Below are 13,788 nucleotides of genomic sequence, written 5' to 3'. Positions count from 1 at the left end.
GATGTCTTCACAAACTAGCCACACGCTCGCAGGAAAAACGCAGCACTACCGCGACGTCCTCACGGAGAACTGGTTCGCATATCTGTTGATTCTCCCCGTGCTGCTGTTCCTCGTACTGCTCATGTGGCTCCCCTTCGTGCAGGGAATCTTCATGAGCCTTCATAACTGGCCGTTCGGGGGTGACCCCTCTTGGGTCGGGCTCGGAAACTACGAGTACCTGCTCAGTTGGGAGCCGTTCATCACGTCACTAAAAGCTACGCTGATATTCTCGCTGACGACGCTCTTCCAACTCGTTATCGCGGTGGCGGCGGCGCTTGCCGTCCGCGAGATCCGGCGTGGAAAGAGCTTTGTCACCGGTGCCTTCCTCCTCTCGTATACGCTCCCGCCGCTCGTGACGGGAACGATCTGGGCATACATGCTTCAGCCGGACCTCGGGCCGGTCTTCGGGTACCTTACCCAGTGGGATCTCCTCGAAGAGACGATTTACTGGGGAAGCCACGGCGACTCGGCGCTCGCGGTGATTCTGTTCGTAACGACGTGGACGTTCTGGCCGTTCATGTTCCTCATTATCTCAGCCAGCCTAGAGAGTATTCCTGAAGAACTGTACGAGAGCGCGCAGATGTACGGAGCCAACCGTCTCCAGACGTTCCTTCGCGTGACGCTTCCGCAGTTGAAGAGTGCTATCCTCATCGCGGTCAGCATCCGAATCATTTGGAATATGACGAAAATATCCCAAGTGCTCCAACTTACGAACGGCGGGCCGGGATACGAGACGTCCATCCTCGCGGTGTTGCTCTATCGGTTCAGTTACGAGCAGGGACAGATGGGAATCTCGTATGCCGTCGGCGTTGTCTTGCTTATGCTGACGATCGGGTTCGTCTTCGTGTTCATCCGCGAGTTCGAGCGGGCCAGCGGAGGTGAGGCGGCATGAGCACCGCAGACTACGACGTCCTCGGCGTGACGCTGAAGGCGTCGACGTACGGCGTCATCACGTTCCTCGTGTTGTTGAACCTCGTACCACTCCTGTTCATCCTCTCGGTGTCGTTCATGCCGCCGGGCGAGTTCTTCGGAGCACCGCACCTCATCCCGCACGAACCCACCCTTGAAGCGTGGACTAGCGGCATCGCGGAACTACGAGACAACCTCATCAACAGCTTCCTCATCGGCGCTGGAACGGCGCTACTAGCGCTCGCCATCACCATTCCTGGCGCGTACGCGTTCGCTCGCAAAGAATTCTACGGCAAGAAAGTGGGATTCTACGCCATCATCTTAGCGATGATGTTCCCGTATATTCTGCTTGTTATCCCTATCATGGGACTGTGGAACGATCTCGGTCTGTACAACACGATTCCCGGGATGATTCTGGCCTATCAGGTATTCGTCGCACCCTTCGCTATCTGGATACTCCGGGATTTCTTCGAGAACCTGCCGAAAGACATCGAAGAAGCCGCGCAAGTGTACGGCTGTACGCAGTTCTCGGCATTCGTACGAGTCATACTGCCGCTTGCGGCCCCGGGCATCGTCGCCGTCGGGTTCCTCGCGTTCCTCACCGGCTGGAACGACTTCCTGTTCGCTAATCTGCTCACCACTGGGACTGGCCCGGTTCCGGCTGTGCCCGTCCTGTACGGAACTATCGGCGGTGGATCCGGCGAACGAGTCTACTGGGGGAAGCTGATGGCAGAGACGCTCATCATCGGAGCGCCACCCACGGTCCTGTACCTCGTGGCGAGACAATACCTCGAGAACGCATTTACCGTATGAGTGAAAACACCACCACAAAGAGAGAGCCGGATCGACCTTCGGACAATCGAGACGATACACCTATGAACGCTGCTACCGATCAAAATCACACCATGGACGGGACGGGCGACCATATTCGCATCCAGGGAATCCGAAAGACGTTCGATAACGGTGACATCGTCGCCTGTGACGACGTCAATATCGACATCGACGAGGGAGAGTTCGTCATCCTCGTCGGTCCCTCTGGGTGTGGGAAAACCACCACACTCCGCTGTATCGCTGGACTGGAAGAGCCCGACGAGGGCCAGATTCTCGTCGACGGCGACGACATAACCGGTCTCCAGTCCAAAGACCGGAACCTCGCGTTCGTCTTTCAGAGCATCGCACTGTTTCCCCACATGAGCGTACGAAAGAATATCCGGTTCGGGTTGGACATGAACACCGACCTCGACGGCGACGAAAAGAACCAGCGTGTCGAGAAAGTCGCTCAGACGCTCGGACTAGCCGAGATGCTCGACCGCAAGCCCAGCGCCCTCTCCGGCGGCCAACAACAACGCGTCTCGCTCGGACGCGCGATGGTGATGGAGCCCAAAGCATTCCTCCTTGACGAGCCATTCTCCGCGCTCGACGCGAACCTCAGAGACGAGATGCGCGTCGAGGTCAAGAAAATTCAGCGTGACCTGAACACGGCGATGGTATTCGTCACACACGACCAGGAGGAGGCGATGACGCTCGGCGACAAGATCGTCGTCATGAACGACGGACACGTCCAGCAGATAGGGACTCCGTACGACATCTACAACGACCCAAAGAACCGCTTCGTCGCCGATTTCATCGGATCGCCGTCACCGAACCTCCTCGAGTGTACGGTCGAACAGACGGCTGACGGAATCGCGTTCGTCTCGGAGTTCTGTACGATACCGGCGACCGAGCGCCAAGTCGAGCACGTCGAACATCGCGTCGGTGAGACGGTAATCTACGGGCTTCGACCGGAGTATCTCGACATCAAGGACAGTGACGGAGCCTTCGCTGCCGACCTCGACGTCGTCGAACCACTCGGTGACAGGGACGCCGTCCACCTCTCCGCGAACGGCACGTCTCTGTCAGCCGTCACCCCACAGGGCGAGGTCGCACGTGGGACAGACAGCGTCCACGTCGACATCCAGACCGAAGAGTCGTGGCTGTTCGAACGGGACGGGACGCGCATCGTCTGATCTACCGTCTCGAATCACAGCCCTCCGACCAGACAAAGAGTTAAGAAACGACACGTCTCACTACACAGTACGCAATCATATGTCACGACACGAGATCACACAGCGCGCTGCGACCGCTGGAGCGGAAGTCGCTCACGACCTCTTTCGGACGGAGCTAGATGTCGGGACGAAAGACTCGTCGATGGATTTCGTCACCAGAGCAGACACCGAGACACAGCGGCGCGTTATCGACACCATCCTCGACGCGTATCCGGATGCGACTGTCGTCGGCGAGGAAGGAGACGAGTTGAAATCCGTCCCTGCCGATGGTAGTGCGTGGGTCGTCGACCCGATAGACGGGACCTCGAACTTCGTCCACGGAATTCAACTCTGGACGACGACCGTCGCTGCGATTCGTGACGGGAAGACCGTCGGCGCGACGACGGTCGCGCCAGCACTCGGCGATACGTACACCGCTGGTCCCGACAGCGTAACGTTGAACGACGAGCCGATGTCCGTAAGCGGAAAGGCCGACGTCGAGGAATTCAAAGTCGCGTCTATCCTCCGCTATGGCCCGGAGCGCGACCACATGTTCGGCGAATTGTTAGACACCCTCATGCAACAGTTCGGTGATCTCCGTCGATTCGGTTGTGCACAGGTGACACTCGGAATGGTCGCGTGCGGTTCGCTCGACGCAGCCATCTCGACGCAGCCACAGCCGAACCCGTGGGATACGATTGCGGGAGTATTCCTCGTCGAACGGGCGGGGGGAACCGTAACCGACATCTACGGAGACCCGTGGACACCGGACGCCGAAGGGCTCGTCGCGTCCAACGGGAAGTCTCACAAAGCGGCGGTCGAACGCGTCGTCGACATCGTCGACTGAGCCGAACGTCGCTGTTGGGATGTCGACTTCGAAATAGACTCTTACTCAGACAACCCGGGTGTAGATCGATATACGCAGTTGATGTTTAAATATGTCGTTGTATTCAAAGAATGTCTCGAATATTGCTTATCGCATATATTTGAGGGCAGAGTAGAGTGGTTTCCGCCTCTTTGAAAGAGATATTTTCTAATATATAATTTTTTCTCGCCATATGTCCGATAATTGCACAGATATAAAAGTATCTATCTATATTTGCCACGGTTATCGGGAAAAATGGTACTGTTTACTGCGATGCTGTACGATACCTTGGGCAGTCGGCTTCGAGACGGGTTGTCGTTTCGCTTCGACCACGTCGGCGAGGCGACCGGCTCGCCGATGGCGTTTCTCTCGTCGGTATCCATCCGGCCCGAGCAGCGTCGGTTCGCGAACTCGCCGCCGAGAAGGGGTACTACGAGACGCCCCGCCAGACGACACTCGACGAGTTGGCCGAGTGTCTCGACTATCCGCGTTCGACCGTCTCGTATCGCCTGCGCCGCGCCGAGGCAGAACTGGTAGCAGAGTATCTCTCCTCGAATTGAAACGGATTTTCAGAGGGCCTACACAGCGTGCAGTCAGACGTGGGGTCACCCGAACAGCTGGTAGGTCGGGACCGACAGGTGTGGCAAGTCGAGTCCGAACAGGAGACAGAAGTAGCCGGACCGTCGCGGGTTCCTCGTCTGGTCACTGCAAGAGCGGCGCGCAATCGCTCGCAAATCGAGATCGGCGACGAGGGTCTCGCTCTACAGGGTCGGAAAAGCCAGTCGCTACGCGCTCTCGTCAGTCACGACGGCTTCGCGGAGACGGGCAACGGCGGTCAACACCGGGTGTGTCCAGCCCTCGTCGCCGTAGAGGTACGAACAGAACTCGGTTCCCTCGAACTGCTGTAAGCCGTGCTGGAGGTGTTGCTGTCGGGCCGACAGCACCGCGGTCAGTTCCTCGTCGAAGGACTCGCCGTACCACTCGGGAATCGTACAGCCGTCGAGTTCATCCAGGAGACTAGTCAGAGCTCGCTTCTGGTCGGCCAGCGCGTCCAGTTCCCGTTCGACGACCTCACAGAGCGCCGTCCGTCGCTCGACGCAGTCCTCGACGCTCGCGAGCACCAGCCGTTTCACCTGCGGAGAGAACTGCACGCCGCTTCCCGGGTCGAGCGCACCGCCGATGTCCGGGCTGAGTTCGGCCGTGACGTTCTGGAGGAGCGGCTCGTCGTACACCTCGTCGTAGTGGTCGACGGCCATGACGGTCTCTCGGTACGCGGTCCGGACTTCGGCGCACGCGGTCGAACCGGACGACGGCATCGACCACGACGGCGACTGGGTCGTCACGGTCTGTACGGGTTCGATAGCTTCCACTCGCTCGCGGAGCGCCGCGAACGCATCTCGCTCGGCCGTCAACTCGGTGTGCTCGCGCGCGGCCAGCGACTCGGCGGAAATCAGGGGTTCGAGGACGTACTCCCGCAACGAATCGACGAATAGCAGGGAGTCGTCAGGGTCGGAGACAGCGGCCATACCAGTATGCTAGCCGGTAACAACAATAAGTCTTTTACATATCTCGGGGCTGTCCGGTGTTCGACCGCGAGACTTTATATACTGAGCCGCGGCGACCGGCCTTCTGGGCCGTCACCCGACGCGTCACTCCCTTGTTCGGGTCGGGGATAGAAAAAGTCGGTGCGGAGTCAGCTAGCGAGCGGTGCCGGATACGAGCGGAACGCGAGTTCGCGAAAACATCGGACGCCCTAAACGCCAAAAAGTCAAAATACATCGTAGAATGTCTCTTGGCACGACTGATGATGTGGGATGCGGCGAGATATTGTCAAATTTGGATGTGGAGAGAGAATATAGGTATAATATGCTGAATCTATAGCCATATTTTCGAAATATGAAATCATATAATGAAAATTCACATCTAATCAATCGAAAGAGGTCGTACTCTCTGGACGAGCAGGGCACTCGTATCTCACCTGAGTCACTTTCGGTACTCGCACACACGACGATAGCACGATTACTTGCTCGGCCGGACCCGGTTCAGAAGCCACGAGAGCGTTTCGGCTACGGTGGCGACGCCAAGTGATAGCTGGTTTTACGATGCGAAATGGGAGAAATATCCGGTGGCTGATCGCCACGGTATCGAGGTCCATCTACTGCGCTCACGCTCGTGTCGTCTCTTGGTTCGTCGAACGCGTGGCGGTGCCAATGAATAACGACAGTACATGTGTTATGAGAGTCGCGACCCCTCCAGGCGAACGTTCGCCCCGCGCGTTTCGCTGGCCGATCGGCCCATCGCCCGACCATCAGGCATGGACGGTCACGGACAGCCCCACCGGATCGACGTGTCGTTGGGCCGTCGCGGGGTCGACACAGCCCGCGACGGCGGTCGGTTTCACGAGACGAAACGGCCGGGTAGCGATCTTGAGAGACACGTAGTTGACGGTGCACGCTCCGCACTCGATCACGCCGACGAACACCGCGGGGGGACGGTGTCCGCGACGTGGCTCTCTGCACCGCTACCGGAGTCCTGGCCGGTATAGCGTCGGATTTCGCCACACAAAAGAACCAAGTGCGACAGCCACGAACGTGTTGTCATGACTCACAACGCGAAGAACCCCATCAACGCCGACCTGACGCTGCTGGAGATCCTGGAAGCCTTAGAGCGACTCGGTGGCGGCCGGATTCAGGAGGTCGCTGCCGAGACGGACACCACGAAGAGCACGGTTCATAACCACCTCAGCACGCTCCGTCAACAGGGATACGTCGTCAAGGACGGCGATATGTACTCGCTGGGGCTGCGATTTCTCCAGTTGGGGGAAGCCGCACGAAGCCGGGGACCGCTATTCGCGTTCGGCCGCTCCGAGGTCGACAGTATCGCCGCCGAAACCGGTGAACTGGCGAACCTGGCGACGCTAGAGAACGGACGCGGCGTCTACCTCTACCGGACGCAGGGGGAACGCGACGTTCGGTTCTCGACCGATGCGGGCGAACGCCACGACCTCCACTGCTCTGCGACCGGGAAGGCGATGCTCGCCTACTCACCGGAGTCGGCCCTCGACGACGTCATCAGCACGCACGGACTGACCGAACACACGGAGAACACGATTACGACGCGGGACGACCTCGAAGCGGACCTCGAAGCGGTGCGGGAGAACCAACTCGCACTCGACCTCGAAGAGTACGAGAAGGGACTCCGATGTATCGCTTCGCCGATTCTCGACGAGGAAGACCGCGCTATCGGAGCCATCAGCCTGTCAGGGCCAGCGATGAAGTTCACGGGCGAGTACTTCCACGAGGAACTCGCGGAAGCAGTCAAGAGCGCGGCGAACGTCATCAGCCTCAACATTCCACGGGCAGCGGAGACGTCCTACTACGCCAAGAGCTAGAACGCGCTGTTTCGCACGACAAAACGCTGCCGTGCCACCGACCCGATACGAGCATGGGACAACATTTATAATAATTGTAAACCTCGTCTCTCGTGTATGGCTAACCAGTCCGACAGTCTCGCCGAACGAAGCGAGCAAGCGAGGCAAAACCCACTCGCCGACCAGTTGAAGGAGACGCCGGTCATCGACATGGACGTCCACACGTCGTTCCGCCACGAGGACATCCAGCGCGACATGCTGGAGCACTTAGACGACCCGTTCCGCAAGGAGGTCGAGTACTACCTCCAACCCGACCACTCTTCGTACGACGGGCTCTACCCGACCGACAACTGGAACCGCGACCTCAACGGGAAGCTCCCGACCGAACTGATGCAGGTAACGGACCCACAGGAGGACATCGAAGAGGTCCTCTCCAACGAGTTCCACGTCGACTACCCTATCGTCAACATGCTTCCGGAACTCAACATGGTCCAACAGACCGAGAAGGCTGTCGCGCTCAACCGCGCGGCCAACAAGGTCCTCGTCGAGCGGTTCCTCGACGGGCAGGACAACTTCCGCGGACTCGCGTCCGTCGTCCCCCACGACCCCGCACGGGCGGCCGAGGAGATCGACCGCGTCGCACAGGAAGACCAGATCTGTGGCATCTTCATGAACTCTAGCGGCGTGAAATCGCCGCTCGGCAATCCGGAGTACGACCCCATCTACCGCGCGGCCGAGGACAACGACCTCCCGATGGTGTATCACGGGGCCGCTGCGCCCGGCATCGCGCTGGACTTTCCCATCCTCCAGCACGAACTCCAGACGTACATGGCCAACCACGCGCTCTCGCATATCTACTCGCAGTTCCTCACCGTGACGAGCCTCTTCGAGAACGGCACGCCCGCGAAGTTCCCCGACCTCGACTTCGTCTTCCAAGAAGCGGGCATCGCGTGGATGACGCTCGTCTTCCGACTCAACCGCGAGTACAAGCAGCGACGCAGCGAGCTTCCCCTGCTGGAGAAGACCCCCGAAGAGTACGTCCGCGACCAGTTCTACTTCGCCACGCAGCCGTTAGACGAACCGAACGACGACAGCATGATGAAGCAACTCGTCGAGATGTGGGGCGGCGACGCGCTGATGTTCGCGACGGACCACCCGCACTTCGACATCGACAACACCGAGGCGCTGTTGAAGTATCTCGGTGACTTCAGCGAGGAGGAGCGCAACAAAGTGCTGTACAAGAACTCCGCGGACGTCTTCGACATCGACGTGTGACCATGAGCAAGGAAGCTACGAATCCGGCGCTTGACGACGACGAACACGTTGTCGCCCGCAGCGACGAACTTGATGAGGGTGAGCGGATAATCGCGCTACTCGACGGCAAGGAGATCGGCGTGTTCAACATCGGCGGCGAATTCCACGCCTATCCGAACTGGTGTGCCCATCAGGGCGGCCCGCTCTGTGAGGGGATGCTGAGCGGCACCATCGAGGGTGAGTACGACCGGGACGAACTGGAGACGGAACTGGAGTGGTGCCGCGAGGGCGAGATACTGAGTTGCCCGTGGCACGGCTGGGAATTCGACGCGACGACGGGTGAATGTCTCGTCGACAAAGGCTGTCGTCTCCGGTCGATCCCAGTTCGCGCCGAAGATGGCAACGTCATCGTGACGCTGTAGCCACAGCGGTTCCACCCGGTATCGTCGGCTGATTAGTACGCACCGACCAGACGAACGAACCCACACGAGACAACCCATGACAGAGACCGAGATACTCACCGAATTCGAAGACCTGTACACGCCCGCAATCGCCGACGTGCTGCACGACTACGGCTACGAGGAACAGACCCTCAGCCCGGAGATCACGCCGCTCGAACAGGGGATGCGCATCCTCGGCACCGCCTTCCCCATCGTGGGCCGTCCCAACCGGAGCGTCGACGCCGACGAAGTGCTCGGGCGGTTCTTAGAGATGCACGAAGACGTTCCCGAGGACGGCGTGATGATCTACGACACGAACGACGACACGTCGGCCCACCTCGGCGAACTGGAAGTCACCTCGCTCCAGCCTGAGGGCGTCGCGGGGGCGGTTATCGACGGCGGCGTCCGCGATACGAGCGTCATTCGCGAACGCGGATTCCCGGTGTTCAACCGCTACACCTCGCCGGTCGATTGCATCTTCCGCTGGGAGCTGCTCGACTGGAATACGGAGGCCGTCGTCGGCGGCGTCCGCGTCTCGCCCGGTGACGTAGTGGTCGGCGACGACGACGGCGTCGTGGTCGTCCCCGAAGACGTGGCCACCGACGTGGCCGCCGACGCACAGGAGATGGTCTCCTCGGAGGACGCGGTTCGTGACGCGCTCGAAGCGGGCGTCGAAGCGACCGAGGCCTACGAGGAGCATGGCACCTTCTGAGCGAGAGCGACAGAGAACGGAGCGCAAACGGCACAGACAACGCCGGAGAAAACGGCGACGGCGAAATGTGGGACAGACGACCGACGACGCGGTTCAGCGGTTCCGGTAGACAGTCTTCGTCGTCGTGTAGAACTCCAGACCGGCGTCGCCCTGTTCGCGGTACAGTTCGTTCGAGGACGCTTTCATCCCGCCGAAGGGGACGTGGAGCTCGAGTCCCGTCGTCTTCTCGTTGACCTTCACGACGCCCGCGTCCACCTCGTCGACGAACGCGTCGATCTCGTTCGCGTTCTCGCTGACGATGCTGGCCGAGAGGCCGTACTTCGTGTCGTTGGCCACCGCGACGGCCTCTTCGAAGTCACCGACCGTCAGGACGCTCAGAACCGGGCCGAAGACCTCCTCCTGAGCGATTCGCATGTCCGACTCGACGTCGGCGAAGACAGTCGGTTCGACGTAGTGGCCACCGTCGAACACGCCGCCGTCGAGGGTCGACCCGCCCGTTTCGAGCGTCGCGCCTTCGTTCTGTGCGATCTCGACGTAGTCGAGCGTGCTCTCCAGTTCTCCCTCGCTGACGTGCGGGCCCATGCCGGGGTCGTCCAGTCCCGGTCCGACGTCGAGGTTCTCGGCGTACGCGACGATGCCAGTGAGAAACTCGTCGCGGACAGCCTCGTGAACGATGGCGCGGGAACACGCGGTACAGGACTGACCGGTCGTTCCGAACGCGCCGCTACCGACGATATCGACGGCGTCGTCGACGTCGGCGCTGGGCATGACGACGGTAGGGTTCTTTCCGCCCATCTCTAACTGGACACGCTTTTGATCGTCAGCGGCGTCCTGATAGACGATGTCGCCCGTACCCGAACTCCCAGTGAAGGAGACAACGTCGACGGCATCATGAGTGGCGAGCGCGCCGCCGACAGTGCTACCGGAGCCGGTGACGAAGTTGACGACGCCGGGGGGCAGTCCCGCCTCGTCCAGACACTCGATCAGTTTCTTCGCGCTGATGGGAGCTTCCGAGGCCGGTTTCACGACGGCGGTGTTGCCGGTAGCCAACGCCGGGGCGAGTTTCCAGGCCGGGATGGCGATGGGGTAGTTCCACGGCGTGATGAGGCCGGCGACGCCGACCGGTTCGGTCTTCGTCCGAATCTCGCCGCTGGACGAACTCGACGGTTTGACATCGCCGCCGTGGTCGCGGGCCTTCTCCGCGTAGTAGAACAGGATGTCGATGGCTCGCTGGACCTCGCCGCTGGCCTCGCTTCGGGTCTTGCCCTCCTCGCGGACGAGCGTCTCGGTCAGTTCGTCCTTTCGGTCGGCCGCGATGGAGCCAGCGTCGCGGAGGATTCGCCCTCGCTCGGGGCCTGGAACGGCGGCCCACTCGTCTTGGGCATCCGCTGCCGCTTCGATGGCCCACGTCGTGTCGCTCTCGGTGGAGTACTGGAGGCGGCCGACGACATCGGTTTCGTCGGCCGGGTTCGTGACGGCGAATGTCTCGCCGGACTCCGATGCGACCCATTCTCCGTTGCAGTAGTTCTCGTGCTCGGTCGGCATACAGCGCGAACGTCGCAATCTAGTCGGTTAATTGTTTGGGAGAGGGCAGTCGATCGGACGAGAAGCCCGGCTGAAGTCAGTCCCGCGCGAGCCAGAGTAACGGCAGCCCCGTGAGCACGAAACAGCCGAGCAGGCTCGCGAACGCCGTCGAGTAGCCGAACCGTGTGGCGACGGTGCCGACGTAGGCGGGACCGAGGCTGCCGACGGCGAAGTACACCGTTCGAAGCGCGCCGAGATCGCCGCCCATCGTCTCTTCTGCGAGCACGTCCGAGAGATAGACGTACATGATGGGCCAGATCGTCGTCAGGCCGACCGAGAACGCGAACAGGCCGACCCCGATCCAGCGAAGCGACTCCGCAGTGACCAGCGTGAGGAGGCCGAAGGCACCGGTCCCTATCGCCCCGAGGCCGACGTTGGTGGGCCGAAAGCGGTCGCTGAGAACGCCGGCCACCGGCGTGGCGACCATCCCGACGACGAAGACGAGCGAGAACGCGACGGTGGCCTCGAAGGAGGTGAACGCCTTCTCGGCCTGCAGATATGTCGGGAGGAAACTCGCGCTCCCCTGCCAGAGAAACATCGAGACGGACATCACGAGCAAGACGGCGTAGGTCTGTCGGGACTGGAACAGTCGAGCGGAAACCGTCCGCAGGTCGAGCGTCACGGTCGAGACGGCGTACGGACGGCAGTTGAGTCGGTGGTTCCCGACCGTCAGGACGCCGAGCAACAGGATGACGGGGACGAAGGCGTCGCGCCACGTCGCGGCCCCGACGACGGCGACGGCCAGCAGCGCCGACAGCGCGCTCCCCAGGTTGACCGCCGCGTCCCTGATACCGAACGCTCGACCGCGGTTCTCTTCGAAGAGAGACTGGAGGAGGACGAACCCGGCCGGTTCGAACAGGCCGTAACCCGCACCGACGAGGCCGAGACCGACGACGAACGTCGGGAACGACTTCGAGACCGCGAGCAGGAGGAAGCCGCCGAGCATCACGCCCTGACTGATGAGGAGGACGAGTCCCGAGGACAGCCGGTCGGCGTAGCGACCGCCAGGATACTGCGCCAGTGCGTTGCACGCCCACATGAACGAGATGGAGAGACCGGCCGCTGCCGAGGTGATGTCGAAGTAGTCGATTATCTCCGGAAGCATGGGCGCAACGACGAGGACGCCCGCGAGGGAGACGACGATTCCGAGCGCGTGAACGTTCAGCTGTCTGCCGCTGTGATTGCGAAACGTCTCTAACATCTGGATTCTGCGACCGTGTTCGCACCGCTACCCGAGAGCGGACTGCACCCGGGAGTCGTTTGGCTATCGGCTCACGATACGCTATCGCAACCGCTCAGTCGGACTCGTACCGCGGGGCGTGACCGCAGCCAGGACACGGGCCGCGCCGTGACGATTCCAACCGATGGCTACACTCTGGGCACTCGTGTTGGAGCACACTGACACGTGGACGGGACTGGTAGATAAAACTGCCGAGGGAACGGACTGCTCAATCCCGGGACGTGATCTCCGCGTCCGCGACGATGGTCTCGAACTCGTCGGCGTCGACCTGAAAGACGGTGTTGGCGTCGACGTCGCGGGTCCGGAACACGGTATCGATCGGCTGGCCGTCGACACGGATCTCCCAGCGGCTCACCTCCGAGGGCGAGGGGTCGACGAACTGTATCTGACAGTCGTAGCGCGATTCGAGTTTCTCGACGACGGTGTGGACGTAGACGCCGTCCTCGAACTTCGGGGCGTCGTATCCCGGGAGGTCGAGTTCCTCGCGAATCTCGACACTCTCTTCCCACCACGGCGGGACGTCGCCGCGGTCGTCGCTCGTTGAGTCCTCGGACATACGAGCGAATCGGTCGGCCATCACAATGAAAGTTCGGCTCCCCGCTACTGCGAGAGGAGGACGACGGCGACGACGGCGAAGCCCAGCCCGGCCAGTTCGATGGACGTGAGCGTCTCGTCCAGAAAGAGGATGGCGAGCACGGAGGTCACGAGGAGGTACATCCCGCTGACGCTGGTGGCGATGGCCGCCGACCCGCTGTTCAGCGCCGCGTAGTACGCGAGCGTCCCGCAGCCGAGGAACAGGCCGCTCAACAGCCCGTAGCTGATCCCGACCGTGGACCCCGAGAGGTCCCCCCCGACGAGGAGGAAGTAGCCACCGACGGCGACCAGTCCGGCGACGTATGTCACCGCGACCGCCTGTCCGACGGGAATCCGCTGCGTGGCGAACTTCGCCAGCAGTGCCCACCCGGCATAGAGGAACATCGCGGCCACCGCAAAGAGGATGGACTGGTTCGTGACCATGCTACCGACCTCCCGCCGGTCGGAACGACTGGCTCTGCAGACGATACCGTCGAAGCGTGCGCTGCCCGCTCATACGTGATGGTGGCGGCCGGGCCTGATAAAACTAGCCGGCGACGAGCGCAGCGGCCGCTCGGTCGGGAAGCAAATTTTTATGTATGGTTAACCGTGTACGTTTAGGCAGAACCATGATAGGCGACGTCACTGGAAAGAGTGGCAGCCATGGCCGGTCGGTGTGGCCGTCGAAAACGACGGTGTATCGCTCTCGGCGTCGGGCCAACGACCGGTGGGCCGCCCGCATCACGTTCGAGTGTCGCTCGGCCGCCAAGTCGAGGCA

Annotated in this window: 15 protein-coding genes; 10 read left to right on the top strand and 5 right to left on the bottom strand. The window is 61.3% G+C overall.

The window, feature by feature from the left end; all coding sequences use genetic code 11:
- Window position 1 precedes the first annotated feature (1 nt).
- The 5 genes from E4S61_RS10905 to E4S61_RS26155 all read left to right on the top strand — a co-directional run bounded on the left by E4S61_RS10905 (window position 2) and on the right by E4S61_RS26155 (window position 4,397).
- Window positions 2–931, top strand: a complete 930-nt coding sequence (locus E4S61_RS10905; RefSeq protein WP_135303962.1) for a carbohydrate ABC transporter permease — start codon at window positions 2–4, stop codon at window positions 929–931.
- Complete coding sequence (locus E4S61_RS10900) at window positions 928–1,761, top strand: carbohydrate ABC transporter permease (protein ID WP_135303961.1); 834 nt, start codon at window positions 928–930, stop codon at window positions 1,759–1,761. Before E4S61_RS10905 ends, E4S61_RS10900 begins: the two co-directional genes overlap by 4 nt.
- Before the next feature lie 62 nt (window positions 1,762–1,823).
- Window positions 1,824–2,954, top strand: a complete 1,131-nt coding sequence (locus tag E4S61_RS10895) for an ABC transporter ATP-binding protein (RefSeq protein ID WP_245180684.1) — start codon at window positions 1,824–1,826, stop codon at window positions 2,952–2,954.
- Between the two features lie 79 nt (window positions 2,955–3,033).
- Entirely contained in the window at window positions 3,034–3,819 is a 786-nt protein-coding gene (locus tag E4S61_RS10890; RefSeq protein ID WP_135303959.1) for an inositol monophosphatase family protein, read from the top strand.
- Window positions 3,820–4,301: 482 nt separating this feature from the next.
- Window positions 4,302–4,397, top strand: a complete 96-nt coding sequence (locus E4S61_RS26155; protein ID WP_245180681.1) for a hypothetical protein — start codon at window positions 4,302–4,304, stop codon at window positions 4,395–4,397.
- Between the two features lie 225 nt (window positions 4,398–4,622).
- On the opposite strand, the gene E4S61_RS10880 is transcribed toward E4S61_RS26155, so the two are convergent.
- Window positions 4,623–5,363: a DUF7260 family protein gene (locus E4S61_RS10880; RefSeq protein ID WP_135303958.1), complete on the bottom strand. Its 741-nt coding sequence runs from the start codon at window positions 5,361–5,363 to the stop codon at window positions 4,623–4,625.
- Window positions 5,364–6,151: 788 nt separating this feature from the next.
- Between E4S61_RS10880 and E4S61_RS10875 the strand changes: the two genes are divergently transcribed.
- The 5 genes from E4S61_RS10875 (at window position 6,152) to E4S61_RS10855 (ending at window position 9,613) form a co-directional block, all read left to right on the top strand.
- Complete coding sequence (locus E4S61_RS10875) at window positions 6,152–6,382, top strand: hypothetical protein (protein ID WP_135303957.1); 231 nt, start codon at window positions 6,152–6,154, stop codon at window positions 6,380–6,382.
- Between the two features lie 54 nt (window positions 6,383–6,436).
- Window positions 6,437–7,228: an IclR family transcriptional regulator gene (locus tag E4S61_RS10870; protein WP_135303956.1), complete on the top strand. Its 792-nt coding sequence runs from the start codon at window positions 6,437–6,439 to the stop codon at window positions 7,226–7,228.
- Between the two features lie 96 nt (window positions 7,229–7,324).
- Window positions 7,325–8,482 (top strand): amidohydrolase family protein, encoded by a 1,158-nt coding sequence (locus E4S61_RS10865; protein WP_135303955.1) that lies wholly within the window; start codon window positions 7,325–7,327, stop codon window positions 8,480–8,482.
- 2 nt (window positions 8,483–8,484) lie between these two features.
- The gene (locus E4S61_RS10860; RefSeq protein ID WP_135303954.1) at window positions 8,485–8,883 is read left to right on the top strand and encodes a Rieske (2Fe-2S) protein; all 399 of its coding nucleotides are present in this window, start codon (window positions 8,485–8,487) and stop codon (window positions 8,881–8,883) included.
- A 76-nt stretch (window positions 8,884–8,959) separates the two neighbouring features.
- Window positions 8,960–9,613: an RraA family protein gene (locus tag E4S61_RS10855; protein ID WP_135303953.1), complete on the top strand. Its 654-nt coding sequence runs from the start codon at window positions 8,960–8,962 to the stop codon at window positions 9,611–9,613.
- Between the two features lie 93 nt (window positions 9,614–9,706).
- On the opposite strand, the gene xacF is transcribed toward E4S61_RS10855, so the two are convergent.
- The 4 genes from xacF to E4S61_RS10835 all read right to left on the bottom strand — a co-directional run bounded on the left by xacF (window position 9,707) and on the right by E4S61_RS10835 (window position 13,454).
- Entirely contained in the window at window positions 9,707–11,158 is a 1,452-nt protein-coding gene (gene xacF / locus E4S61_RS10850) for a 2,5-dioxovalerate dehydrogenase (protein WP_135303952.1), read from the bottom strand.
- A gap of 76 nt (window positions 11,159–11,234) precedes the next feature.
- Window positions 11,235–12,398, bottom strand: coding sequence for an MFS transporter (locus E4S61_RS10845; RefSeq protein ID WP_135303951.1), 1,164 nt, complete (start codon window positions 12,396–12,398; stop codon window positions 11,235–11,237).
- A gap of 247 nt (window positions 12,399–12,645) precedes the next feature.
- Complete coding sequence (locus E4S61_RS10840) at window positions 12,646–12,993, bottom strand: hypothetical protein (RefSeq protein WP_135303950.1); 348 nt, start codon at window positions 12,991–12,993, stop codon at window positions 12,646–12,648.
- A 44-nt stretch (window positions 12,994–13,037) separates the two neighbouring features.
- Complete coding sequence (locus E4S61_RS10835) at window positions 13,038–13,454, bottom strand: EamA family transporter (RefSeq protein WP_135303949.1); 417 nt, start codon at window positions 13,452–13,454, stop codon at window positions 13,038–13,040.
- Window positions 13,455–13,788: the final 334 nt, after the last annotated feature.

The sequence above is a fragment of the Haloarcula amylovorans genome (assembly GCF_004681185.1).
Classification (GTDB): domain Archaea; phylum Halobacteriota; class Halobacteria; order Halobacteriales; family Haloarculaceae; genus Haloarcula; species Haloarcula amylovorans.
Note: the sequence above shows the minus strand (reverse complement) of the source record. Positions and strands in the feature narration are given on the sequence as shown.

Coding starts and splice junctions, on each gene's coding strand:
- E4S61_RS10905 (WP_135303962.1), top strand. CDS start 2: ATGTCTTCACAAACTAGCCACACGCTCGCAGGAAAAACGCAGCACTAC.
- E4S61_RS10900 (WP_135303961.1), top strand. CDS start 928: ATGAGCACCGCAGACTACGACGTCCTCGGCGTGACGCTGAAGGCGTCG.
- E4S61_RS10895 (WP_245180684.1), top strand. CDS start 1,824: ATGAACGCTGCTACCGATCAAAATCACACCATGGACGGGACGGGCGAC.
- E4S61_RS10890 (WP_135303959.1), top strand. CDS start 3,034: ATGTCACGACACGAGATCACACAGCGCGCTGCGACCGCTGGAGCGGAA.
- E4S61_RS10880 (WP_135303958.1), bottom strand. CDS start 5,363: ATGGCCGCTGTCTCCGACCCTGACGACTCCCTGCTATTCGTCGATTCG.
- E4S61_RS10875 (WP_135303957.1), top strand. CDS start 6,152: ATGGACGGTCACGGACAGCCCCACCGGATCGACGTGTCGTTGGGCCGT.
- E4S61_RS10870 (WP_135303956.1), top strand. CDS start 6,437: ATGACTCACAACGCGAAGAACCCCATCAACGCCGACCTGACGCTGCTG.
- E4S61_RS10865 (WP_135303955.1), top strand. CDS start 7,325: ATGGCTAACCAGTCCGACAGTCTCGCCGAACGAAGCGAGCAAGCGAGG.
- E4S61_RS10860 (WP_135303954.1), top strand. CDS start 8,485: ATGAGCAAGGAAGCTACGAATCCGGCGCTTGACGACGACGAACACGTT.
- E4S61_RS10855 (WP_135303953.1), top strand. CDS start 8,960: ATGACAGAGACCGAGATACTCACCGAATTCGAAGACCTGTACACGCCC.
- xacF (WP_135303952.1), bottom strand. CDS start 11,158: ATGCCGACCGAGCACGAGAACTACTGCAACGGAGAATGGGTCGCATCG.
- E4S61_RS10845 (WP_135303951.1), bottom strand. CDS start 12,398: ATGTTAGAGACGTTTCGCAATCACAGCGGCAGACAGCTGAACGTTCAC.
- E4S61_RS10840 (WP_135303950.1), bottom strand. CDS start 12,993: ATGTCCGAGGACTCAACGAGCGACGACCGCGGCGACGTCCCGCCGTGG.
- E4S61_RS10835 (WP_135303949.1), bottom strand. CDS start 13,454: ATGGTCACGAACCAGTCCATCCTCTTTGCGGTGGCCGCGATGTTCCTC.